The sequence below is a fragment of the Nonomuraea sp. NPDC003214 genome (assembly GCF_053590035.1).
Window position 1 is genome coordinate 581,073 of sequence record NZ_JBSFSX010000006.1, and the last position, 21,487, is coordinate 602,559.

At 73.9% G+C, this 21,487-nt stretch carries 20 protein-coding genes; 13 read left to right on the forward strand and 7 right to left on the reverse strand.

What is annotated here, in order from left to right:
* Nucleotides 1-26 precede the first annotated feature (26 nt).
* Nucleotides 27-1,733 (forward strand): GNAT family N-acetyltransferase, encoded by a 1,707-nt coding sequence (locus ACWDXC_RS21775; protein WP_449984682.1) that lies wholly within the window; start codon nucleotides 27-29, stop codon nucleotides 1,731-1,733.
* Here ACWDXC_RS21775 and ACWDXC_RS21780 read toward each other — a convergent pair.
* The gene (locus ACWDXC_RS21780; protein WP_449984685.1) at nucleotides 1,675-2,388 is read right to left on the reverse strand and encodes an AMP-binding enzyme; all 714 of its coding nucleotides are present in this window, start codon (nucleotides 2,386-2,388) and stop codon (nucleotides 1,675-1,677) included. The genes ACWDXC_RS21775 and ACWDXC_RS21780 overlap by 59 nt on opposite strands.
* Nucleotides 2,389-2,405: 17 nt before the next feature.
* On the opposite strand from ACWDXC_RS21780, the gene ACWDXC_RS21785 reads away from it, so the two are divergent.
* Nucleotides 2,406-3,383, forward strand: a complete 978-nt coding sequence (locus tag ACWDXC_RS21785; protein WP_364179734.1) for an aldo/keto reductase — start codon at nucleotides 2,406-2,408, stop codon at nucleotides 3,381-3,383.
* Nucleotides 3,384-3,398: 15 nt separating this feature from the next.
* Here the strand turns inward: ACWDXC_RS21785 and ACWDXC_RS21790 are convergent, their stop codons facing one another.
* Both ACWDXC_RS21790 and ACWDXC_RS21795 read right to left on the reverse strand, forming a co-directional pair.
* On the reverse strand, nucleotides 3,399-4,784 hold the full coding sequence (locus tag ACWDXC_RS21790; RefSeq protein ID WP_219510062.1) for an MFS transporter: 1,386 nt from the start codon (nucleotides 4,782-4,784) through the stop codon (nucleotides 3,399-3,401).
* 183 nt (nucleotides 4,785-4,967) lie between these two features.
* Entirely contained in the window at nucleotides 4,968-5,633 is a 666-nt protein-coding gene (locus tag ACWDXC_RS21795) for a TetR/AcrR family transcriptional regulator (protein WP_449984689.1), read from the reverse strand.
* 113 nt (nucleotides 5,634-5,746) lie between these two features.
* On the opposite strand from ACWDXC_RS21795, the gene ACWDXC_RS21800 reads away from it, so the two are divergent.
* Complete coding sequence (locus tag ACWDXC_RS21800) at nucleotides 5,747-6,541, forward strand: SDR family oxidoreductase (RefSeq protein ID WP_449984692.1); 795 nt, start codon at nucleotides 5,747-5,749, stop codon at nucleotides 6,539-6,541.
* 5 nt (nucleotides 6,542-6,546) lie between these two features.
* Here ACWDXC_RS21800 and ACWDXC_RS21805 read toward each other — a convergent pair whose 3' ends face one another.
* Both ACWDXC_RS21805 and ACWDXC_RS21810 read right to left on the reverse strand, forming a co-directional pair.
* Nucleotides 6,547-6,957, reverse strand: a complete 411-nt coding sequence (locus ACWDXC_RS21805; protein ID WP_449984695.1) for a hypothetical protein — start codon at nucleotides 6,955-6,957, stop codon at nucleotides 6,547-6,549.
* A gap of 379 nt (nucleotides 6,958-7,336) precedes the next feature.
* On the reverse strand, nucleotides 7,337-8,590 hold the full coding sequence (locus ACWDXC_RS21810; RefSeq protein ID WP_449984697.1) for a serine hydrolase domain-containing protein: 1,254 nt from the start codon (nucleotides 8,588-8,590) through the stop codon (nucleotides 7,337-7,339).
* 319 nt (nucleotides 8,591-8,909) lie between these two features.
* Here ACWDXC_RS21810 and ACWDXC_RS21815 point away from each other — a divergent pair, with 319 nt between their 5' ends.
* Nucleotides 8,910-10,469 carry a carbohydrate binding domain-containing protein gene (locus tag ACWDXC_RS21815; protein ID WP_219510069.1) on the forward strand — a complete coding sequence of 520 codons (1,560 nt, stop codon included), beginning with the start codon at nucleotides 8,910-8,912 and terminating at the stop codon, nucleotides 10,467-10,469.
* 14 nt (nucleotides 10,470-10,483) lie between these two features.
* Here the strand turns inward: ACWDXC_RS21815 and ACWDXC_RS21820 are convergent, their stop codons facing one another.
* Entirely contained in the window at nucleotides 10,484-11,794 is a 1,311-nt protein-coding gene (locus ACWDXC_RS21820; RefSeq protein ID WP_449984700.1) for a hypothetical protein, read from the reverse strand.
* 47 nt (nucleotides 11,795-11,841) lie between these two features.
* Between ACWDXC_RS21820 and ACWDXC_RS21825 the strand changes: the two genes are divergently transcribed.
* From ACWDXC_RS21825 to ACWDXC_RS21865, 9 genes are all read left to right on the forward strand, one after another.
* A complete protein-coding gene (locus ACWDXC_RS21825) occupies nucleotides 11,842-12,561 on the forward strand; it encodes an ABC transporter ATP-binding protein (protein ID WP_449984703.1) in 720 nt (239 codons plus the stop codon).
* Nucleotides 12,558-13,280 (forward strand): ABC transporter permease, encoded by a 723-nt coding sequence (locus ACWDXC_RS21830; RefSeq protein WP_364179749.1) that lies wholly within the window; start codon nucleotides 12,558-12,560, stop codon nucleotides 13,278-13,280. Before ACWDXC_RS21825 ends, ACWDXC_RS21830 begins: the two co-directional genes overlap by 4 nt.
* Nucleotides 13,277-14,467: a sensor histidine kinase gene (locus ACWDXC_RS21835; protein ID WP_449984706.1), complete on the forward strand. Its 1,191-nt coding sequence runs from the start codon at nucleotides 13,277-13,279 to the stop codon at nucleotides 14,465-14,467. The genes ACWDXC_RS21830 and ACWDXC_RS21835 overlap by 4 nt, the downstream gene beginning before the upstream one ends.
* The gene (locus tag ACWDXC_RS21840) at nucleotides 14,467-15,105 is read left to right on the forward strand and encodes a response regulator transcription factor (RefSeq protein WP_449984709.1); all 639 of its coding nucleotides are present in this window, start codon (nucleotides 14,467-14,469) and stop codon (nucleotides 15,103-15,105) included. Before ACWDXC_RS21835 ends, ACWDXC_RS21840 begins: the two co-directional genes overlap by 1 nt.
* Before the next feature lie 130 nt (nucleotides 15,106-15,235).
* Nucleotides 15,236-15,883 (forward strand): urease subunit gamma, encoded by a 648-nt coding sequence (locus ACWDXC_RS21845; protein WP_449984711.1) that lies wholly within the window; start codon nucleotides 15,236-15,238, stop codon nucleotides 15,881-15,883.
* Nucleotides 15,876-17,762, forward strand: a complete 1,887-nt coding sequence (locus ACWDXC_RS21850) for an urease subunit alpha (RefSeq protein WP_449984714.1) — start codon at nucleotides 15,876-15,878, stop codon at nucleotides 17,760-17,762. The genes ACWDXC_RS21845 and ACWDXC_RS21850 overlap by 8 nt, the downstream gene beginning before the upstream one ends.
* Before the next feature lie 60 nt (nucleotides 17,763-17,822).
* The gene (locus ACWDXC_RS21855; RefSeq protein ID WP_449984717.1) at nucleotides 17,823-18,500 is read left to right on the forward strand and encodes an urease accessory protein UreF; all 678 of its coding nucleotides are present in this window, start codon (nucleotides 17,823-17,825) and stop codon (nucleotides 18,498-18,500) included.
* Between the two features lie 23 nt (nucleotides 18,501-18,523).
* Nucleotides 18,524-19,225 (forward strand): urease accessory protein UreG, encoded by a 702-nt coding sequence (ureG, locus tag ACWDXC_RS21860; protein ID WP_449984720.1) that lies wholly within the window; start codon nucleotides 18,524-18,526, stop codon nucleotides 19,223-19,225.
* Complete coding sequence (locus tag ACWDXC_RS21865; RefSeq protein ID WP_449984723.1) at nucleotides 19,222-20,022, forward strand: urease accessory protein UreD; 801 nt, start codon at nucleotides 19,222-19,224, stop codon at nucleotides 20,020-20,022. Before ureG ends, ACWDXC_RS21865 begins: the two co-directional genes overlap by 4 nt.
* A gap of 28 nt (nucleotides 20,023-20,050) precedes the next feature.
* On the opposite strand, the gene ACWDXC_RS21870 is transcribed toward ACWDXC_RS21865, so the two are convergent.
* On the reverse strand, nucleotides 20,051-21,442 hold the full coding sequence (locus tag ACWDXC_RS21870) for a hypothetical protein (RefSeq protein ID WP_449984726.1): 1,392 nt from the start codon (nucleotides 21,440-21,442) through the stop codon (nucleotides 20,051-20,053).
* Nucleotides 21,443-21,487 lie beyond the last annotated feature (45 nt).

The following is a 21,487-nucleotide window of genomic DNA, read 5'->3' on the forward strand; positions in this document are numbered from 1 at the left end:
TGTTGACCGGCTGACAGCATGCTGGCATGGCGTTACGGCTGAGGGCGGCGCGCGCGGAGGAGGCCGGGTGGCTGAGCGAGCTGGCGGTGCGGTCGAAGGCGTACTGGGGGTATGAGGAGACGTTCCGGGAGGAGTTGCGGCTGCTGCCGGAGGAGGTGGCGGCGCGCCGGGTGACGGTGGCCGAGCGGGACGGCCGGGTGCTGGGGTTCGTCACGGTCGACGGGGAGCCGCCGGACGGGGTGCTGGGCATGCTGTTCGTGGAGCCGGAGGCGATCGGCGGCGGCGTGGGCCGTGCGCTGTACGGGCACGCGCTGCGGGAGGCGGGCCGGGCCGGGTTCGCGCGGCTGACGATCGAGGCCGACCCGCACGCGGTGGGGTTCTACACGGCGATGGGCGCGGAGGAGTGCGGGCCGGCGCGGCTGGTGGCGCGGCTGGTGGCATGGCCACCCGCGCCGGAGCCGTCGTGGGTGGCGGCGTGGACCGGCGGGCGGCCGGCGGTGCACGTGGGGAACGTGGCGGAGTTCAACGGCGCGCCGCCGGGGCCGGACCACTACGCGTGCATGGCGGTGTTCGCGGGGCCGCTGCCGGAGGCGGTGGTGCTGCCGGTGCCGGTGGACCGGGCGTGGATCGACGGGCTGGCGGACGAGCTCGGCTGGGGCGAGGTCGAGGTGCACGACGGCATCGCCCCGGACGGCGCGGTGTCGGCGGCGATCGGGAGGCGGCCCGCGCTGGCGCGGCGGCTGGCGTCGGCGCCGGGGCCGGTGCTGCCGTGGGGCCGGACCGAGCAGTTCGCCCGGATCGTCCCCACGCCGGGCCGGGTGCTGGCCGCGATCGCCCGGTTCGAGTCCAAGCGCGGCGCGCACGAGCTCTTCCGCGCGCTGGCGCCGGACCATCCGGGGATCGTCGTCCCGGCGCAGCGGCCGGTCGGCTCCCGCCGGGCGCTGCGCCGGGAGCTGGCCTCGGGCGTGCCGCTGGTGCTGAAGACCGAGTACGGCGTCGGCGGCTCCGGCACGCTGATCCTCGACGGCGGCACGCGCCGGGCCGGGCGGCGGTGGGCCCGCGCCGGCGTGCTGGTGGAGGAGTACGTGCCCGGCTCCGGGCCGTACCGGGACCCGACGTTCGACGCCGTCGTCGACGACCACGGCGCGGTCCACCCGGTGGGGACCGGGCTGATGCGGGTCGAGGGCCCCCGCTACCGGGGCGTCACCACCGGCCCCGGCGTGCTGCCCGCAGAGCTGACGGCCACGGCCGCACGGTTCGGCACGGCGGTGGGCCGGGCGCTCGCGGAGCACGGCTACCGGGGCTGGTACGACGTCGACTTCGTGACCGACCCGGCGGGACGCCTGGCTCCGACGGAGATCAACCTGCGGCTGACCGGCCCGGCGGCGGCCCACACCCTGCGGGCGCGGCTCGACGCGCTGCGCGGCGGGCGGCATCTGGTCCGGGCGCTGGACCGGCTGCCGCTGGGCGCGCGGCTGCCCCCGGCGGCGCTGCGCGGGCATCTGGACGAGGTCGCGCGGGAGTGCCGGGGGCTCGGCGTGACGTTCCTGCCGACGATCCCGGCGGCCGCGATGGAGCCGTGGCCGTACCTGGGCGTCGCCCTGGCCGCCCGCACGGCGGACGCCCTCGACCGGGCCGAGGCCGCCGTACGGGCCGCCAACGAGGCGCTCGCGTTCACCGAGGTCGGGCGGCCACGAAGGCGACGACCACGGCCGCGGCGATCATCAGGGTGACGTTGAACCCGTACACGAGCGCCGCCTGCAGGGGCCAGTCGGTCTTGGCGGCGAGCCGGTAGAAGTTGTCCTGCGGCCACCAGGCGGCCAGCAGCCACGTGATCGCCAGGTGCGCCGCCGCGCTCACCCCTGGCGGCCTGTCCAGCCGCGCCAGCAGCGTGCGCCCCGACAGCAGGAAGGCCACGCCGAGCCCGAACGCCGCGCACTCGAACAGGTAGAGCACCGTGAACAGGCCCGCCCACGGCGACGGCACGGCCGACAGGTCCGTGGAGTACGGCCACAGCACGTCCGTCAGCAGGTAGGCGGCGACCGCGGCGACCGCGGCGGAGATGGCCATCGCGGCGCCGGTCGAGGGCTGCCAGTCGCCGCCCTTCCCTCCGGAGGGCGTGGCCGTGGCGCGCACCGGCAACGGCAGCGCGCGATGGTCGACCCGCCCGTCGGCCGTGCGCGGCAGCGCCCGCACCAGCGTGACGAACCGCGGCAGCCGCCGCCCCGGCAGCCGCTCCACCAGGTAGGCCCGCAGCTCCTCGCCGGTGACCTCGCCGTCCGGCACCACGTACGCGATCAGCTTCGGCCCTCCGGAGCCGGTCCTGACGCTGACGACGGCGCAGTCGGCCACCGCCGGGTGACGTCGTAACTCCTCTTCGACTGTCATATGACAGGGTTACCCTCATGGAACACCGCGTATTGGGACGCACCGGCCGCCAGGTCGGCGTGGTCGGGCTGGGCGCCTGGCAGCTCGGCGCCGACTGGGGTCAGGTGAGCGAGGACGAGGCGCTCGCGACGCTGGCCGCCGCCGCGGAGGCGGGCGTGACGTTCGTCGACACGGCCGACGTGTACGGCGACGGCCGCAGCGAGCGGATCGTCGGCCGCTTCGCCCAGGGACGCCCGGAGCTGACCGTGGCCACCAAGATGGGCCGCCGGGTGGAGCAGGTGCCGTCGAACTACGTGCTGGACAACTTCCGCGCCTGGAACGACCGCTCCCGCCGCAACCTGGGCGTCGACACGATCGACCTGGTGCAGCTGCACTGCCCGCCGACGGCGGTGTTCTCCGACGACGCGGTGTTCGACGCGCTCGACACGCTGGTGGCCGAGGAGCGGATCGCCGCCTACGGGGTGAGCGTGGAGACGTGCGAGGAGGCGCTGACCGCGATCGCCCGTCCCGGCGTGGCGAGCGTGCAGATCATCCTGAACGCGTTCCGGCTCAAGCCGCTGGAGCGCGTGCTGCCCGCGGCGCGGGAGGCGGGCGTGGGGATCATCGCCCGGGTCCCGCTGGCCAGCGGGCTGCTGTCGGGCCGCTACGACGAGAAGACCACGTTCGCGCCGGACGACCACCGCAGCTTCAACCGGCACGGGGAGGCGTTCGACGTGGGCGAGACGTTCTCGGGTGTCGGGTTCGAGACCGGGCTGGAGGCGGTGCGCCGGCTGGCCCCGCTGGTGCCGGAGGGGGCGACGACGGCGCAGTTCGCGCTGCGCTGGATCCTCGACCAGCCGGGCGTGTCCGTCGTCATCCCGGGCGCCCGCAACCCGGCCCAGGCGGCGGCCAACGCGGCCGCCGCGGCTCTCCCGCCGCTGCCGGAGAGCACGCTGCGGGCCGTACGGGACGTCTACGACGAGCTGATCCGCCCGCAGGTGCACGGGCGCTGGTAGTCAGGCGCCGGTCGCTCAGGCGGAGTCGCGGGCGGCGTCGAGCACGCGCTGGGCGTCGCGTTCGAAGAAGCCGCGCGCGGCCAGGCAGAGCAGGCCGCCGAGCACCATCGGGACGATCAGCACGTACATGGCGGTCAGGAGGGAGCCGCTGCTGTCGGACGAGACGCCGACCAGCAGCGGCCCGAACGCGGCGCCGGCCGTGATGAACAGCTGCAGCACGGCGAAGCCGAGCCCGCGCGAATCGGCGCCGACCACGTCGGCGAGCGAGGCCGTCATGTTCGGGATGGCGGTGGCCGACAGCAGCGACGAGGTCAGCAGCAGCGTCACGAACAGCGGCAGCGAGTCCATGGAGATCGCGGCGGCCTGGGTGAGCGCGCCGAGCGTGATGCCGGTGCCGCCGACGAGGAGCCGGCCGCCCTTGCGGGTGGCGTGCATGCGCCGGCCGAAGTAGGCGCCGATGAGCGTGCCGCCGACGACGCCGGCGACGCTGATCAGGCCGGCCAGCGAGGCGGCGGTGCCGGCGGCGACGCCGAGGTTCCTGACCATGAGGGTCGGCATCCAGAACGCGATCCCGGCCAGGCCGAGGGTGAGCGACATCAGGCCGACGCAGACCAGGGTGAGGGTGGGGATCTTCAGCATGAGGCGGAACTGCCTGCCGAACCGCAGCCGCTCGCTCAGCCGGTCGGACAGCGCGGTGACCTGGCCCGGCCCGGTGGCCTCGGGCACGGGCTGCGGCTGGTCGGAGCGCAGGGCGATCACCCGGTCGAGGAAGCCGCGCGGCGGCTCCCTGAGCCACCACACGAGCAGCGCCGTCAGCGCCCCCGGGATCGCCATGATCATGAACGTGGCCCGCCAGCCCACGGCCTGGCCGAGGATGCCGCCCAGCGCGGTGCCGATGCCGCCCAGGTAGGTGGTGATGCGGACGAGCCCGTACGCCTTGGCCCTGGTCAGCGGCGGGTAGTAGTCGGCGAGCAGGCTTCCGGAGGCGGGGTTGTCGATGTTCTCCGCCGCCGCGAGGAACACCCGCATCGCGAAGAAGATGGCGAACCCGGTGGCGAGACCCGACCCCAGCGTGGCCAGGCTCCAGCAGAACACGACGACGGCGATGATCCGGGTCCGGTTGAACCGGTCGGACAGGTACCCGGCGGGCAGCGCCACGGCGGCGGCGGCCAGCGCGGCGGCGGTCGGGATGGACCCGGCGGCGGTGTCGCTGATCCCCCATTCCGCCTGGAGCAGGGGCAGCACGCCGGACAGCAGGCTGGCCTCGATCCGGTCCACCAGGCCGACGAGGAACAGGACGACCAGGGGCGCCCAGCCGAAGGGCGCGAGATCGGTGGCACTGATTCCCCGGCTGAGTGGCGCTCCCAGGCGCCGGCGCTTCTCCGCAACGACCTCGGCCAACGGGCCCTCCTCACGATTGGAAGGTATTTCTAAAATCCCGTTCTAGAGGAGTGTGACCTGAATGACAAGAGCGTCCCGCTGGTAACGTCCTGGGAATGAGCGGACGCGGCGCCCTGATCACGGGCGCCTCACGGGGCCGGCTACCGGCGGTGACCTGAGCTCCGGCACGCCGGACGCCGCACCTCAGGACCGGCCACCACGGGCGCGCGGCCCCCGTGACGACTCGGGTACTGGCGCGGCGTAGCGGGCGGCGATGGTGCGGACGGCCTCGTCGACCACTTGAGCGACGCGTTCGGCGCTCACCTTCCAGCCCGGCACGAGGAGCGCCGGCCAGAAGACGTAGTTGGAGATCATGCCCAGGAACTGGGTGGCCACGAGCTCCACGTCCTCGATCCGCACCGTGCCCGCCTCGTGCTCGGCCAGGAGGTAGCCGCGCACGGACTCGAAGTAGGGCAGCTTCCCGTGCGAGAACTGCGCATTGGCGAGCTCGGGAAAGCGCGGCAGCTCGGCGATGACGATGCGGAACAGGTCGGCCATCTGGGGGCGGCTCAGCAGCTCGGCGTAGCGGCGGCCGATGGCGCCGAGCCCGGCGACGATGTCGCCTGCCGGCGGAGGATCCTCCTCGTCAGCGGTGGCCCAGGACTCGGTGACGATGGCGTCGAACAGCGCGGCCTTGGTCGGGAACTGCTTGAACAGGGTGGCCCGCGAAACGCCCGAGCGCTCCGCGATCCGCGCCAGCGACGTCCGGTCGTAGCCCAGCTCGAGGAACAGCTCGGTCGCGGCCGTCACGATCAGCGCGCGCTTCTCCTGGGCGACGCGCTGGTGGTACGTCGTCACGACCTTGCTCATGGGCCGAGCATACAAGACGAGTGGCTTGACTCACCATTGCCGCCGATCTACTGTCAAGCAGTGTGGTGAGTCACTCAGCTCACCATCTATCCCTCGTACCGGAGGAACATCCGATGAACCGCTTCGACAACCAGACCGTGCTCGTGACCGGCGGGACCGGCGGCCAGGGCTCGAGCCACGTACGCGCCTTCCACGCGGAGGGGGCGAACGTGGTGATCGGCGACATCGACGCCGGACGGGGCGCCGCTCTCGCCGACGAGCTCGGCCCCCGTGCTCACTTCACCCGCCTCGACGTCACCGACGAGAGCTCGTGGTCCGCCGCCGTGCTGGCCGCCGAGAGCGCCTTCGGCGCCCTGAACGTGCTCGTCAACAACGCCGGCGTCCAGAACCCGCCGGCGCCGATCGAGGACACGGACCAGGCCACCTGGTCACGCATCCTCGGCATCAACCTCACCGGGACCTTCCTCGGCATCAAGGCCGCCGCCCCGGCTCTGCGCCGCGCGGCGGGGGGAGCCATCGTCAACATCGGCTCGACCATGGGCCTGGGCGGCACGGCTCACTACGCGCCGTACGTCGCCGGCAAGTGGGCGGTACGTGGTCTCACCAGGACGGCGGCGCTCGAACTCGGCCGCGACCGCATCCGGGTGAACGCCATCCACCCCGGCGTGATCGCGACCCCCTTCATCCAGGAGCCGGCGGCCGGCGCCACCGTGGCGATCGCCGACTTCTACTCGCCCGAGCCGTTCGCCATCCCCCGCCTCGGCGAGCCGGCCGACGTCACCCGCCTGCTCCTCTTCCTCACGTCATCGGACGCGTCGTTCATCACCGGTTCGGAGTACGTCATCGACGGCGGGCTCCTGCTCGGCCCCGCCCTGCAGCACGCGTCTCCGTCCCCCCTGCGCCGGTGAGCGGTTCAGCCGCATCTGCCCCAGGACTTCCAGCGTGACTTGCCCACGGCGGCGCGGGGCCCGTCATCCTGGATCGACCCCATGTAGCTGACGCACCGGCCCTTGCCGTAGGTCTTCACCGGCCCCAGGTAGTGCTTGACGCTCCGGCCCTCGTTCTCGCCGCTCGCGCGCCCGTTGGCCCCGCGCGTCTGCGTCGTGATCGTGGCCATGACGAAGGTGCGGACGCCGAGGTTCGAGGTCTTGAACGTGGTGACGCAGTTGTAGCCGGTCCTGCGGTTGTACAGCAGGTAGACGTAGCCGAGGACCCGCTTGGAGGGCGTCCGCACGGCCTGCTTGCCGTGGGCGACCCGGGCGAACCCGGAACCGCACACCCGCTCCGGAGTGGCGGCGGAGGCGGCCGCGTACGCGGGGGTCACCAGGCCCCCTCCGATCGACAGTGCCGCGGCAAGGAGGATCGTCGTCGACCCGCGCATTCGGCCAGCCCTTCTCAACCGTCCCCGCCGTCCGGGGACCACCGGCTGATCATCTTGCCGGATCCGGCCCTCGCCGCATGCCCGAATCATCGGACAAGTACGCGGGCGCGATGAATTTTCGCCCGTCCGCCGGTCCGTGTCCCGAGGAGGCAGATCATGGCGAAGATGCTCTATTAGGCGACCATGTCGCTCGACGGCTTCATCACCGGCCCGGGCGGCGACATGTCCTGGCTGACCCCGTACCTCGGTCCCGACCCGATGGCGGACAGGCTCGTGGGCCGGGTCGGGGCGATCCTGGCGGGCGGGCGCCAGCTAGAAGCGGCTAGAAGTAGCGCGGGGTCAGGTCGGTCGTCGGCCAGGAGGACACGCCGCCCGTCGCCGTGCCCAGGATCCCGTCGATCGCGCCGAACGACGGCGCGTCGCCCTCCTGCCTGCGGTTGAACAGCGCGCAGTAGCTCACCCCGTGCTGGATCCTGGCCAGGAAGCCGAACGTGCCCGGCATCGAGCCGGTGTGCCAGGTGTTGAGGCCGCCCACGTTGTTCTCGCGGACCTGCCAGCCGAGCCCGTACCAGGAGCCGCCGGACCCGACGCCGATCTCCGGCTTGGCGAAGACCCGGCCGATCGAGGTGGCGTTCAGCACCGGCCCGGCCCGGTCGAAGGCGAACCCCCACTTGACCAGGTCGACGGCCGAGCCCAGCCAGCCGCCGTTGGCGTCCTGGTTGGCCATGTTGAAGCCGCCGTACGGGTACGGGACCGTCGCGCCGCCGTCGTCGAGCACGCTCTTGCGGGTGTAGACCGACTGGTAGCGCACCTCGGCGGCGTACTGCTGGCCGGACGCCGACCGGCCGAGCAGCATGCGGGTGATCCCGGCCGGCGCCAGGATCCGCTGCCTGACGTACGACTCGTAGCTCATGCCGGAGACCTTGGCGATGATGCGGCCGAGCAGCATGTAGCCGTAGTTGCTGTAGGCGTAGCGGGAGCCGGGCGCGAAGTCGAGCTTCCTGGCCGTGGCGTACCGCATGATCTCCGCGTGGCCGATGGGCAGCGGCACGTCGAGCGCGGCCGAGATGGTGTGGTCGGCCCAGAGCTGGTCGAGGGTGGCGTCCCGGTCCCAGCCGCCGGTGTGCTGCATGAGCCGCCACAGCGTCACGTCCGCCAGGCGCGGGTCGGCGTCGGCGGACAGGCCCAGCAGCTCGGTCACGGTGTCGCCGAGGGAAAGCTTGCCGTCCTGGGCGAGCCGGGCGATCGCGGCGGCGGTGATGCTCTTGCTGAGGCTTGCGATCCGGAACAGCGAGGTCGGCTGCACGAGCCTGACGTAGCGGCCGTAGGTGTAGCTGCCGTAGCCGCGGGCCAGGAGGATCTTGCCGTTCTTCGCCACGGCGAGCTGCGCGCAGCTGATGTCGCGTTCGGCGATGAACTTCTTCATCGCCGCGTCGAAGCCGGCCAGCTGCGCGGGCACCACGCCGGTCGTCGGCAGGGCGGCCGTCCCGGCCCGCGCGGGGGCGGCGCCGAGGGCGAGGGCGGGGACGGCGAGTGCGCCGGACTGGAGGAGGCGGCGTCTGCTGAGCGTGGTCACAAAGGGAATTTCTAACGGATATCGGGCGTCCGTGTCCCGATTTTTCGGACATCCGCTGTCAGACCTGTCAGCTTCTCCCGTACGGCCATCATCGCGACCCCCAGACCCGGCCCGCAAACCGGCGTCCTCGACGGTGCGCAGGGTCATCGGGGCACGATGCCACAGGGAGTGATCGGGTTGCCACCTGGGACGCCATAGACAATAGATAAGATTCTTTACAATAATGGGAGTGACGCGCACCCCCCAACCGTCGCGGCACCCCGGCCTTGCGCCGCGCCCGTACGAGCCCGGACCCCCGGGCCACAGAAGGGTAGTCCCCATGACGCGAACACCGCGCCCGCTCATCTTGGCCGCCTCGTTACTGCTCGCCTTCCTGGGCGTCATCGTCACCCAGACCTCGGCGAGCGCCGCCAACCTGCTGGCCAACCCCGGCTTCGAGTCCGGCTCCCTGTCCCCCTGGAACTGCACCGGCGGCCTCGGATCGGTGGTCGACACCCCGGTCAGGTCCGGCGGCAAGGCCCTCGCCGGGGCGGCCGGCAACTCCGACATCGCCCGGTGCAGCCAGACGCTGACGGTCCGGCCGAACTCCGACTACACGATCTCCGCCTGGGTCCGCGGCAACTACGTCTACCTCGGCGTGACCGGCGGCCGGGCCATCTGGGCCTCCTCGCCGTCGGCGTACACCCAGCTCACGATCCCGTTCACCACGGGCGCGAGCCAGACCACCGCCGAGATCTACCTGCACGGCTGGTACGGGCAGGGCACGTACCACGCCGACGACCTCGTCTTCGACGGTCCCGGCGACCCGCCGACGTCCCCGACGCCGACCCCGACGGTCACGGTCTCCCCCACGGTGACGCCCACCGCCACGGTGAGCCCCACCGTGAGCCCCACGGTGAGTCCGACCGTCACCCCGACGGGCAGCACCTGCGCCGTCAAGGGCAAGCCGGCCGGCAAGGTCCTGCAGGGCTACTGGGAGAACTGGGACGGCGCCTCCAACGGCGTGCACCCGCCGTTCGGCTGGACCCCCATCACCGACGCGCGCATCCGCCAGCACGGCTACAACGTCTACAACGCGGCGTTCCCCGTGATCCGCTCCGACGGCACCGTGCTGTGGGAGGACGGCATGGACAGCACCGTCAAGGTCGCCACGCCTGAGGAGATGTGCGCGGCCAAGGCGGCCGGGGCGACGATCCTGATGTCGATCGGCGGCGCCACCGCCGGCATCGACCTCAGCTCCAGCACCGTCGCCGACCGCTTCGTCCAGACGATCGTGCCGATCCTCAAGCGCTACAACTTCGACGGCATCGACATCGACATCGAGACCGGCCTCGCCGGCAGCGGCAACATCAACCAGCTGTCCGCCTCGCAGGCCAACCTCATCCGCATCATCGACGGCGTGCTCGCCCAGATGCCGTCGAACTTCGGCCTCACCATGGCCCCGGAGACGGCGTACGTCACCGGCGGCAGCGTCGTCTACGGCTCCATCTGGGGCGCGTACCTGCCGATCATCAAGAAGTACGCCGACAACGGCCGCCTGTGGTGGCTGAACATGCAGTACTACAACGGCAGCATGTACGGCTGCTCCGGCGACTCCTACTCGGCCGGCACCGTCCAGGGCTTCGTGGCCCAGACCAAGTGCCTCAACGACGGCCTCGTCATCCAGGGCACCACGATCCGGGTCCCGTACGACAAGCAGGTCCCGGGCCTTCCCGCCCAGCCGGGCGCGGGCGGCGGCCACATGTCGCCCTCGCTCGTCTCACAGGCGTGGAACAGCTTCAACGGCCAGCTCAAGGGCCTGATGACCTGGTCCATCAACTGGGACGGCTCCAAGGGCTGGACCTTCGGCGACAACGTCAAGTCACTCCAGGGCCGCTGAGCGGCCTGCGTTTGTCAGAGCCGGGCCCCCGCGTCGTCCGCGGGGGCCCGGCGGGCTGACGGGAGCAGTGCGGTGAGGGTCGCTGTGAGGACCGGCAGGCCCGCGACCAGGGCGGCGATCAACGCCCACGGGGTGTCGAACGGCGCCCTCGGCAGCGGGTCCCAGCTGTTGGAGGCCGTCCACGGCCAGGCGACCGCCAGCCCGATCACGCACCCGGCGGCCCCGCCCGCGACCGTGGCGAGGGCCGCGAGCGCCCCGGCGCGGCCCGCCGACGCCGGCCGGGGCCGCCCGGCCCCGGCCGTGAGCGCGGCGGCGGCCAGCGCGCCGGCGAGCGCGACGAGGGCCGGCGCCTCGGCGACCGCCCAGCGGCTGCCCCGCTCCTGGTAGCCGCGCTCGACGTGGACGGCGCCGGCGCCCAGGGCGCGGACGAGCCGCTCCTGCTCGGCGGCCGTGACCCGGTGCGCCGACGGGTCGACGACCAGCGCCTCCGGCTCCGGCCGCAGGCCCAGGTCGCGCAGGAGCTTCGCGGGGATGAAGATCTCGTACATCCCGGGGTGGGCGGGCCTGACGGTGGTCGCGGGCACGGTCCGGACGGCGGCGTCGCCGTGCCTGATCTCCACCGTCGCGGCCGTGGCGGCGTCCGTGACCAGCACGGCGGCGCTCTCGTCGTACGGGACGGCGGGATCGCCCGTGAGGTAGCCGAGCAGCGCCCGGTCGCCGATGTAGCTGCGGGGCAGCTCCGAGTCCGGTTCGCCGACCCTGAGGCCGGGCACGTCGTGATCCCGTACGACGGGGACGCCGGGCAGTTCCCGGCGCAGCACGGCGTCGGCCCCGGCGGTGACCTGGACGACCAGGGCGCCCGGCCTGGCCTCGGGCCGGTAGGCGGCCCGCTGCTGGGACTCCCGCGCGGAGTCGAGGATCAGCGCCGTGACGGCGACGGCGGTCGCGGTGAGCGCCACGGCGACGCCCGCGGCCACGCCGCCCGGGAGCCGGTCCGGCAGCCGCAGCGGCCGGGCCGATCGCCCGAGCGCCCACGGCACGAACGGGCCCAGCCCGAGCAGCAGCAGCCCACCGGCCGCCAGGCCGAGCAGCGAGATCACCATCGGCGCCTCCGCATGCCCGTCCTCGCGCATGCTCCACGCCACGAAGGCGAGCGCCCCGGCGCAGAACGCCACCAGGAACCCGCCCAGCACCAGGTAGTCACGCAGGCGGGGCCCACGGGCCACGACCGCCACGAGCGCGACGGCTCCCGCGAGGAGGATCGCCATGATCAGCACGGCCCGATCGTACGCGCCCCGCCCGCCGGGGCGGGCGTCGTTCGTCAACCGATCGGTGGATGCCGCGATCGCCGCGGGGCGGGGATTCTCGGGTCATGACAGTCATCGAGCTCAACGGCCTGACGAAGAGCTATCGGGCACACCAGGCGCTGGCGGGCGTCACGCTCTCGGTGGGGCGGGGCGAGATCTTCGGCATCCTCGGCCCCAACGGCGCCGGGAAGACGACGGTGGTGGAGTGCGCGTCCGGGCTGCGCAGGCCCGACGGCGGCACGCTGCGGGTGCTCGGCCTCGACCCGCGCGAGCGGCGGCGGGAGCTGCTCCAGCGCGTCGGCGTCCAGTTGCAGGAGGCGGCCCTGCCCGACGCGCTCAAGGTCGGGGAGGCGCTGAGGATGTACGCGTCCCTCTACGACAGGCCCGCCGACTGGCGCGCGCTCATGGTGGAGTGGGGGCTGGACGGGAAGCGGCGGACCCGGTTCGGCGCGCTGTCGGGCGGCTGGAAGCAGCGGCTGTTCATCGCGCTGGCGCTGGTCGGCGACCCGGAGGTGGTGTTCCTCGACGAGCTGACCACCGGGCTGGACCCGTCGGCCCGGCGCACGACGTGGGGCCTGATCCGCGACATGCGGGACCGGGGCGTCACGGTCGTCCTCGTCACCCACTTCATGGACGAGGCGGAAGCTCTGTGCGACCGTATCGCCGTGATCGATCGCGGCCGGGTGGCGCACGAGGGCACCCCCGGCGAGCTCGTCGCCAGGAGCGGGGCCGGCGGCACCCTCGAGGACGCCTATTTCGCACTGATCGAGAGGAACGCCTCATGAAGGGCCTCGGCACCGTCATCTCCGTGGAGCTCAGGCTCGCCGTGCGCGATCCGATGTCCGCGTTCTTCGCGCTCGCCTTCCCGGCCGTCATCCTGTGGATGAAGATGCGCAACGGCGGCACGCTGCCGGGCGGGCTGCCGCTGATCGAGGCGTACGTGCCGATGCTCAGCGTGTTCGTCATCGGCCTGGCCACCCTGGTGGTGCTGCCGGCGACGCTGGCGCAGTACCGGGAGCGGCGGGTGCTCAAGCGGCTGAGCGCGACCCCGGCCTCCCCCGCGATGGTGTTCGGGGCGCAGTGGGTGGCGCATCTGCTGCTGGCCGTGCTCGGCAGCGTGGTGCTGGCGGTCCTGGGCCTGGTCGCGTACGGGATGAGCGGGCCGGTCGATCCGGCCGCCGTCGCGCTGGCCTGGCTGCTGGGGGCGCTCTGTCTCGGCTCGATCGGGCTGCTCGTCGGCGCGCTGGCGCCCGGCGGCCGGGCCGCCACGGTCGTGGGCCTGGCGGTCTTCTTCCCGATGGTGTTCGTCTCGGGCGCGATGTCCGCGCGGGAGACGCTGCCGGCGCAGATGCGCGCGATCGGCGAGTGGACGCCGATGGCGCCGGTCGTGCAGGCGGTCCGCGCGGGCTGGGAGGGGCAGGGGCTGCCGCCGGTCGCCGTCGCCGTCATGGTGGCGATCTTCCTGGTGGCGGGCGGGGCCGCGGTGAAGGCGTACCGCTGGTGAGCGGCGCCGGGCGTGACGTCTCACGCTGGGACCGGGCGTGGCCGGCGCTGCCGTACCTGTTCGTGCTGCTTCCGGCCGGGTTCTCGCTGCTGCGGGAGTGGCGGCCGGAGGTGGCGGCGCCGGCGGTGTTCCTCGGGGTGTGGCACTGGTTCATGGTGTCGTCGCGGTTCAGCCGGATCGAGCGCCTGCCGGTGGCGGTGCTCTACTTCGCCGTCATGCTGGCCGCGGTCGGGGTGCTCGTCAGGATCGACTCGGCGTTCGCGGTGGCCGGGCTGGGGGCGTTCGTCCAGGCGTTCGCCGTCCTGCCGGGCTGGAAGGCGTACGCGGGGGTGGCGGCGACGGCGGCGGTGCTGGTCGGCGCCCGGCCGGAGCCGAGGCCGGCGGGCGAGATGATCTTCTCCTTCCTGCTGGCCGTCCTCGTCGCCTCGACGGTCGGCCTGTTCATCCAGACGATCTCCGAGCAGAACCGGCAGCGCCAGGTCATGATCGCGCGGCTGCGGGAGCTGGCGGAGGAGAACGCGAGCCTCCAGGCCCGGTTCCTGACCCGGGCGCGCGAGGCGGGCGTGCTCGGCGAGCGCCAGCGGATGGCCAGGGAGATCCACGACACGATCGCCCAGGGGCTGACCGCCATCCTCACCCAGCTGGAGGTGGTCGACGACCTCGTCGCCGACGTGCCCGCCGCCCGTGCCAGGATCGCCACCGTACGAGCTCTGGCGCGGGACAGTCTCGACGAGGCGCGCCGGTCGGTGCGGGCGATGCGCCCGGCCCCGCTGGAGGAGGCCCGGCTGGCGGCGGCGCTGGAGGACGTGGCGGCCTCGTGGTCGCGGGCGAGCGGGGTGCCCGCGCCGGTGGAGGTGACCGGCGAGGCACGGCCGCTGCATGCCGAGGTGGAGGCGACGCTGCTGCGGGTGGCGCAGGAGGCTCTGGCGAACGTGGCCAGGCACGCCCGCGCCGGGCGGGTCGCCGTCACCCTGTCGTACATGGAGGACGTGGTGGTGCTGGACGTGCGCGACGACGGGGCCGGGTTCGACCCGGGGGCGGTGGAGCCGTCGGCGGCGGGCGGGTTCGGGCTGATCGGGATGCGGCAGCGCGTCGCCCGGCTGGCCGGCGAGTTCGCCGTCGAGTCGGCTCCCGGCCAGGGCACGGGCATCTCGGCCACGGTGCCCGCCGTCCCCGGGGACCGCTGATGGCGATCCGGGTCGTCATCGTGGACGACCATCCGGTGGTCCGTGACGGGCTGCGCGGGATCTTCGCCTCCGACGAGGCGTTCGAGGTCGTCGGTGAGGCGGCCGACGGGCCGGAGGCGCTGGCGCTGACCCGGCAGACCGGCCCCGGCCTCGTGGTCACCGACCTGCGGATGCCGGGGATGGGCGGCGCCGAGCTCATCCGCAGGCTGCGCGAGCAGGCGCCGGACGTCCGGGTGCTAGTCCTGACGACGTTCGACGACGACGCCGACGTGCTGCCCGCGATCGCGCAGGGCGCGACCGGCTACCTGCTCAAGGACACGCCGCGCGCCGAGCTGCTGCGCGCGGCGCGGGCCGCCGCCCGGGGCGAGCAGGTGCTGTCGCCCACGGTGGCCGGGCGGCTCACCCGGGCGGCGCGCGAGCCGGAGCGGCGGCGGCTGAGCCGGCGCGAGCTGGAGGTGCTGGCGCTGATCGCGCGGGGGGCGACCAACCGCGAGGTCGCCGCGCGGCTGTTCGTCACGGAGGCGACGGTCAAGACGCACCTGCTGCACGTCTACGCCAAGCTCGGGGTCAACGACCGGGCGGCGGCCGTAGCGGCGGCCTACGAGACGGGGCTGCTCAAGCCCGCCTCGGAGGCGTGACCGGACCCGCCCGGTGAGGCCGGGTGACGGATGCCTTACCGTCACGGCACGTCACGATCCGTAGCCGTCACGTTACGTTCGGAGACGCCGGGCCGTCCGGGCGCGGCGGAGCGAAGGCGAGGTGGCCGGGGTGCACCTGACTCCCCACGAGCAGGAACGTCTGATGATCCACGTGGCCGCGGACGTGGCCAGGAGACGTAAGGAGCGGGGGGTGCAGCTGAACTATCCGGAGACCGTGGCGCTGCTGACCTCGCTCGTGCTGGAGGGCGCCCGCGACGGCAAGTCCGTCGCCGAGCTCATGCTCCCGCCGGACCCGGAGGTGCTCAGCCGGGACGACGTCATGCCGGGCGTCCCGGAGATGATCTCCAACATCCAGGTCGAGGCGACGTTCCCCGACGGCACCAAGCTCGTCACCATCCGCGAGCCCTTCCCCGAGCAGGCCACGAAACAGGCTGTGCTGCATCCGGGCAAGGTGGACCATCCGGACGGGGCCGGGCCCGTGGCCTTCAACGAGGGCCGTGAGGTCACGACCGTGACGGTGACCAACACCGACGACCGGCCCATCCAGGTCGGCTCCCACTACCACTTCTGGGAGGCCAACCCCCGGCTCGCCATCGAGCCGCGCGAGGCCGCCTACGGCAAGCGCCTCAACATCCCGGCCGGCAGCTCCGTGCGGTTCGAGCCACGCTGCACCCGCGAGGTGACGCTCGTGCCCATCGAGGGCAAACGGGTCGTCGCCGGGCTGCGCGGCGAGGTGGGAGGTGCCCTCGATGGATGAGTCCGTGACGGACCCGGTGGCCATCCCGCTGGCGGACGCGGTGCCCAGGGAGCGGATCGCCCCGCCGGACGAGCGCCCGGTGGACGCCCCGCTGAGCCGGGCCGACTACGCCGACCGGTACGGCCCGACGACCGGCGACCGGATCCGGCTGGCCGACACCAACCTGCGGATCGAGGTGACCGAGGACTGGTCCGGCGGCCCCGGCCGCAGCGGCAACGAGGTCCTCTTCGGCGGCGGCAAGGTGATCCGCGAGTCGATGGGCCAGTCGCACGCGCCGCGCGACCCGGCGGCGTTCGGCGCGCCGCGGCCGCCCGACACCGTCATCACCGGCGCCGTCATTCTGGACCACTGGGGCGTGGTCAAGGCCGACGTCGCCATCCGCGACGGCCGCATCGTCGCGCTCGGCAAGGCGTACAACGACGATCTCATGGACCGGCTGCACGACGGGCACGAGCGGGCGACAGACTTCCTCATCGGCCCGGAGACCGAAATCATCGCCGGCAACGGCAAGATCCTCACCGCGGGCGGGGTCGACACGCACGTGCACTTCATCTGCCCGGAGCAGGTCCACGAGGCGCTGGCGGCGGGCGTCACCACCCTGATCGGCGGCGGCACCGGGCCGGCCGAGGGCAGCACCGCCACCACCGTCACGCCGGGCTCCTGGCACGTGGCGCGGGCGTTCGAGGCGCTGGACCACTTCCCGGTCAACGTGGGGCTGCTCGGCAAGGGCAGCACGATGTCCACCGAGTCGCTGCTCAACCAGGTGAAGGGGGGCGTGCTCGGGTTCAAGATCCACGAGGACTGGGGGGCCACGCCCGCCGTCCTGCGCAGGTGCCTGGAGGTGTGCAAGGCCACCGGGGTGCAGCTCGCGCTGCACGCCGACTCGCTGAACGAGGCGGGCGCGGTCGCCGACACGATCGAGGCCATCGGCGACCACCCGATCCACATCTTCCACGTCGAGGGCGCGGGCGGCGGCCACGCGCCCGACATGATCACGATGGTGTCCCTGCCGAACGTGCTGCCGGCCTCCACCAACCCGACCCGGCCCTTCACCGTCAACACGGTCAAGGAGCACATCGACATGGTGATGGTCTGCCACCACCTCAACCCGCTGGTGAAGGAGGACCTGGCGTTCGCCGAGTCGCGGATCCGGCCCTCGACGATGGCGGCCGAGGACGTCCTGCACGACCTGGGCGCCATCTCGATCATGTCGTCGGACGCGCAGGCGATGGGCCGCATCGGCGAGATGATCATCAGGACGTGGCAGACGGCGCACGTGATGAAGGCCCGGCGCGGCCCGCTCGACGGCGACGGCGACGCCGACAACCACCGCGCCCGCCGCTACGTCGCCAAGTACACGATCAACCCGGCCGTCGCGCACGGGATCGACCACGTGGTCGGCTCGGTCGAGGTGGGCAAGCTCGCCGACCTGGTGCTGTGGGAGCCGAAGTTCTTCGGCGTCCGCGCCGACCGGGTGATCAAGGGCGGCCAGCTCGCCTACGCCCAGGTGGGCGACGCCAACGCCTCCATCACCACCCCGCAGCCGGTCCTGCCCAGGCCCGTGTGGGGCGCGACCGGGCGGGCCCCGGGCGCCAACTCGGTCAACTTCGTCACCGAGCACGCCATCGCCGCGGGCCTGGCCGAACGGGTCAAGGTCGGCAAGCCGTTCACGGCCATCCGCGACACCCGCAAGGTGTTCAAGGCCGACATGCGGGAGAACGACGCCCGGCCCGACATCCGCGTCGACCCCGACACGTTCACGGTGGAGATCGGCGGCGCGATCGCCAAGGACGTGAAGACGGAGATCGACGACGAGCTCGTCGAGGGCGACCAGTACGCCACCGAGCTGCCGATGGCGCAGCGCTACTTCCTCTTCTGACCACCGCGCCGGCTGACCGCCTCGCCCCATCTGACCCCCCTGCGTCGAAGGAGCCCGTACATGACGGACCGTGCCGCGCTGCTCGTGCTGGCCGACGGGCGCTTCCCCGCCGGCGGGCACGCCCACTCCGGCGGGGCCGAGGCGGCCGTCTCGGCGGGGCTCGTCCGCGACGTGGCGGGCCTGGAGGAGTTCTGCCGCGGCCGGCTGCACACCGCCGGGCTGGTCGCGGCCGGCCTGGCCGCCGCGGCCGCCGCCGGCTGCGACGCGCTGCCGCTCGACGAGGCCGCCGACGCCCGCACCCCCTCCCCCGCCCTGCGGCGGGCCTCGCGCAGGCTCGGGCGGCAGCTCCTGCGGGCCGCCCGCGCGATCTGGCCCTGCGGCGACCTCGACGCGCTGGCGGCGGCGCGGCCACGGGGCGCGCACCAGCCCGTCGTCCTCGGGCTCGCCGCCCGCTCGGCGGGCCTGCCGGCGCTCGACGCGGCGTACGCGGCCGCGTACGAGAGCGTCAGCGGGCCGGCCGGCGCGACGGTCCGGCTGCTGCGGCTGGACCCCGTCGACGCCGCCGGCGTGCTCGCCCGCCTCGCCGAGGACGTCGACCGGGTCGCGGCGCGGGCGGCCGGGGCCGCGCGGCGGGTCGCCGCCGAGGGCGTCGAGGCGCTGCCCGCCGTCTCGGCGCCGCTGCTCGACATCTCCGCCGAACGGCATGCCGCCCTGCCGGTACGCCTGTTCGCCTCCTGACCCTCAGACCATCCGGAGCACCCATGCACCTGAACCACGGCGACTCCTTCCCCGACGGCCACCCGCACGGCCCCGGCGGCTCTCCCCCGCAGCGCCCGGGCGGCGGGCGGCGGGCCCTGCGCATCGGGCTGGGCGGCCCGGTCGGCACCGGCAAGACCGCCACGGTCGCCGCCCTGTGCCGGGCGTTGCGCGACGAGGTGTCGATCGCCGTCGTCACCAACGACATCTACACCCGCGAGGACGCCGAGTTCCTGCTGCGCGAGGCCGTCCTGCCGCCGGAGCGGATCGCCGCGGTCGAGACGGGCGCGTGCCCGCACACCGCCATCCGCGACGACATCTCCGCCAACCTCGAAGCCGTCGAGGACCTGGAGGACCGGATCGGCGCGCTGGACCTGATCCTCGTCGAGTCTGGCGGCGACAACCTGACCGCCACCTTCTCCAGGGGCCTCGTCGACGCGCAGATCTTCGTCATCGACGTGTCGGGCGGCGACGACATCCCGCGCAAGGGCGGCCCCGGCGTGACCGCCTCCGACCTGCTGGTGGTCAACAAGACCGACCTGGCCCCGTACGTTGGCGCCGACCTGGAGGGCATGGCCCGCGACGCCAAGGCGCAGCGCGGCGACCTGCCGGTGGCGTTCACGGCGCTGAAGGCCGAGGGCGGCGTCACGCCGGTGGCCGACTGGGTGCGCGGGCGGCTGGCCGCCTGGGGCGCGGGCGCCGCGTGACGCTCACGGCGGCCACCGCGCGCCGGGCCGGTCGTCCCGGGCCGGGCGTGCACGCCACCGCGCGCATCAGGGCGGTGCGCGCGGGGACCGTCACGGCCCTGCCCGTGCTGGCCGGGGACGGCCCGTTCGACCTGCGGCGCGGCCGTTCCGACGGGAGCCAGGCGCGGGTGTGCGTCATCGGCGCCATGAGCGCGCCGCTGGGCGGCGACCGGCTGCGCATCGAGGTCGGCGTCGAGGAGGACGCCCACCTGCGCGTCACCTCGGCCGGGGCCACCGTCGCGCTGCGCGGCCCCACGTCCGGGCACGCCGCCTACGACGTGCGGGTGAGCGTCGCGGCCGGGGCGAGCCTGCAGTGGCTGCCCGAGCCGCTGATCTCCGCCGCGCGCAGCAACCTGCGGCAGACGTGCGTCGTCGACCTGGCGGCCACGGCGCGGCTCGTGCTGCGCGAGGAGCACGTCCTCGGCCGCGTCGGCGAGCCGCCGGGCCGGCTGTCGGCCCGCCTGACCGTCCGGCGCGGCGGGCGTCCCCTGCTCGACCTGGAGAGCCGGTACGGGCCGGACGCGCCCGGGTGGGACGGCCCGGCGGTCCTGGCCGGTCATCGCACCGCCGGGCAGATCCTCGTCGTGGACCCGGGCCTCGACGGGCGGGCGCCGGCGGTCCGGCTCGCCGGCGACGATCCCGGCGAGGGGCAGGCGGTGCTCACTCCGCTCGCCGGGCCGGCCTTCCTGGTGAGCGGCGTCGCCCCGGACCTGGTCCGGCTGCGCCGCCTCCTCGACGCGGTCTCACGGATCGCGTGACCCCCGGCGACCGGCAGGGCAGGCCGGGTCATCTCGCCGGTCTGAGCGCCGCCAGGGCCGCCGCGAGCGCCGGGAGCCCGGCTGCCAGGGCGGCGACCAGCTCCCACGGGGTGTCGAAGGCCACCCGTGGCGGCACGTCCCATTCGATCGAGGTGGTCAGCGGCCAGGCCAGCAGCAGGCCGGCGACGGCGCCGCCGGCCGCACCCGGCAGCGCGCCGCACGCCGTGACCAGCCCCGCGCGGCAGGCCGCGTACCGTCGCGGGGACCCGCCGGCGCGCCGCAGCACGCGCGCCCGCCGGGAACCGCGCGCCGCCAGGGCGGTGGCGGCCAGCCCGCCGCCGAGGGCGAGCAGGATGAGCGCCCCGGCGGCCGGGATCCAGCCGGTCGCCGGTTCGTACCCCCGCTCGACGTGGACCTCGGCGATGTCGCTGAGCCGGTCGGTGAGCCGCTCCTGCTCGACGCGGGTGGTGCGATGGGCGGCGGGGTCGACGAGGAACCTGCCCGCCTCCAGGTCGAAGCCCAGCCCGCGGACGACCTTCGCGGGGACGAAGAGCGCGCTCAGGCGCGGGTCGGCCGGTCTGGCCGTGATCGCGGGAATGGTCTTGGTCAGGTACTCGCCGGGGGGCGTGGTCATGCTGTAGTGGAGGTCGATCGTGGGGTCGGCGCCCGGTTCCGTGGTGACGAGGACGGCCGTGTCCTCGTCGTAGGGCGTGGCCGGGTCCCCGGTCAGGTAGCGGAGCAGCGTCTCGTCACCGACGAAGGCGTCGAACCCCGACCAGCCGTCGCCGGCGTAGGTCACGTGGCCGCTCCCGGCCGTCTCCTCGCTGCGCAGCACGGGGACGCCGGGCGGGAGCTCCTCCCGGACGGCGGCGCCCACGGCGTCGGGGTCGTCGGTGTAGAACGTGTCCACCTGGAGGGCGCCGGGCCGGGCCTGCGGGAGGTAGTGGGCGCGGTTCTGGGTGGTGACGGCGGCGGCCGAGATCATCAGGGTGACCGCCAGGCCGGTGGCGAGCATCACCGCCGCCGTTAAGGCCGCCGCGCCGCGGGAGGCGCCGGCCGCCTCGCGCGCCGCCAGCCGGACCGTGACGGGCAGGCGGGCGGCGTGCCGGGCCGGGAGTTTCAGCGCCCACGCGACGAACGGCCCCAGGCCGAGGAACAGCAGGGCGGCGCCGAGCATGCTCGCGTAGAGCTGCACGGCGGAGCCGAAGTCGTCGTAGTGGACGTCCTCGCGCGTGGCCCAGGCGTTGCCCGCGAGGACGGCGAGGCCGAGCGTCGCCAGGACCGCCCCGTGGGCGAGGGCGAGCCGGCTCACCGGGCGGTGACGTTCGCGCGGCGTCGACCGGGCGGCCAGCACCGCCGCGCCGCCCGCCAGTCCCAGGGGGATGGCGAGCACGACGGCGAAGAACGCGATCAGGTCCACGGGGGCGATCGTACGCAGCCATACCCGGAATTCGCCGCGAAAAGA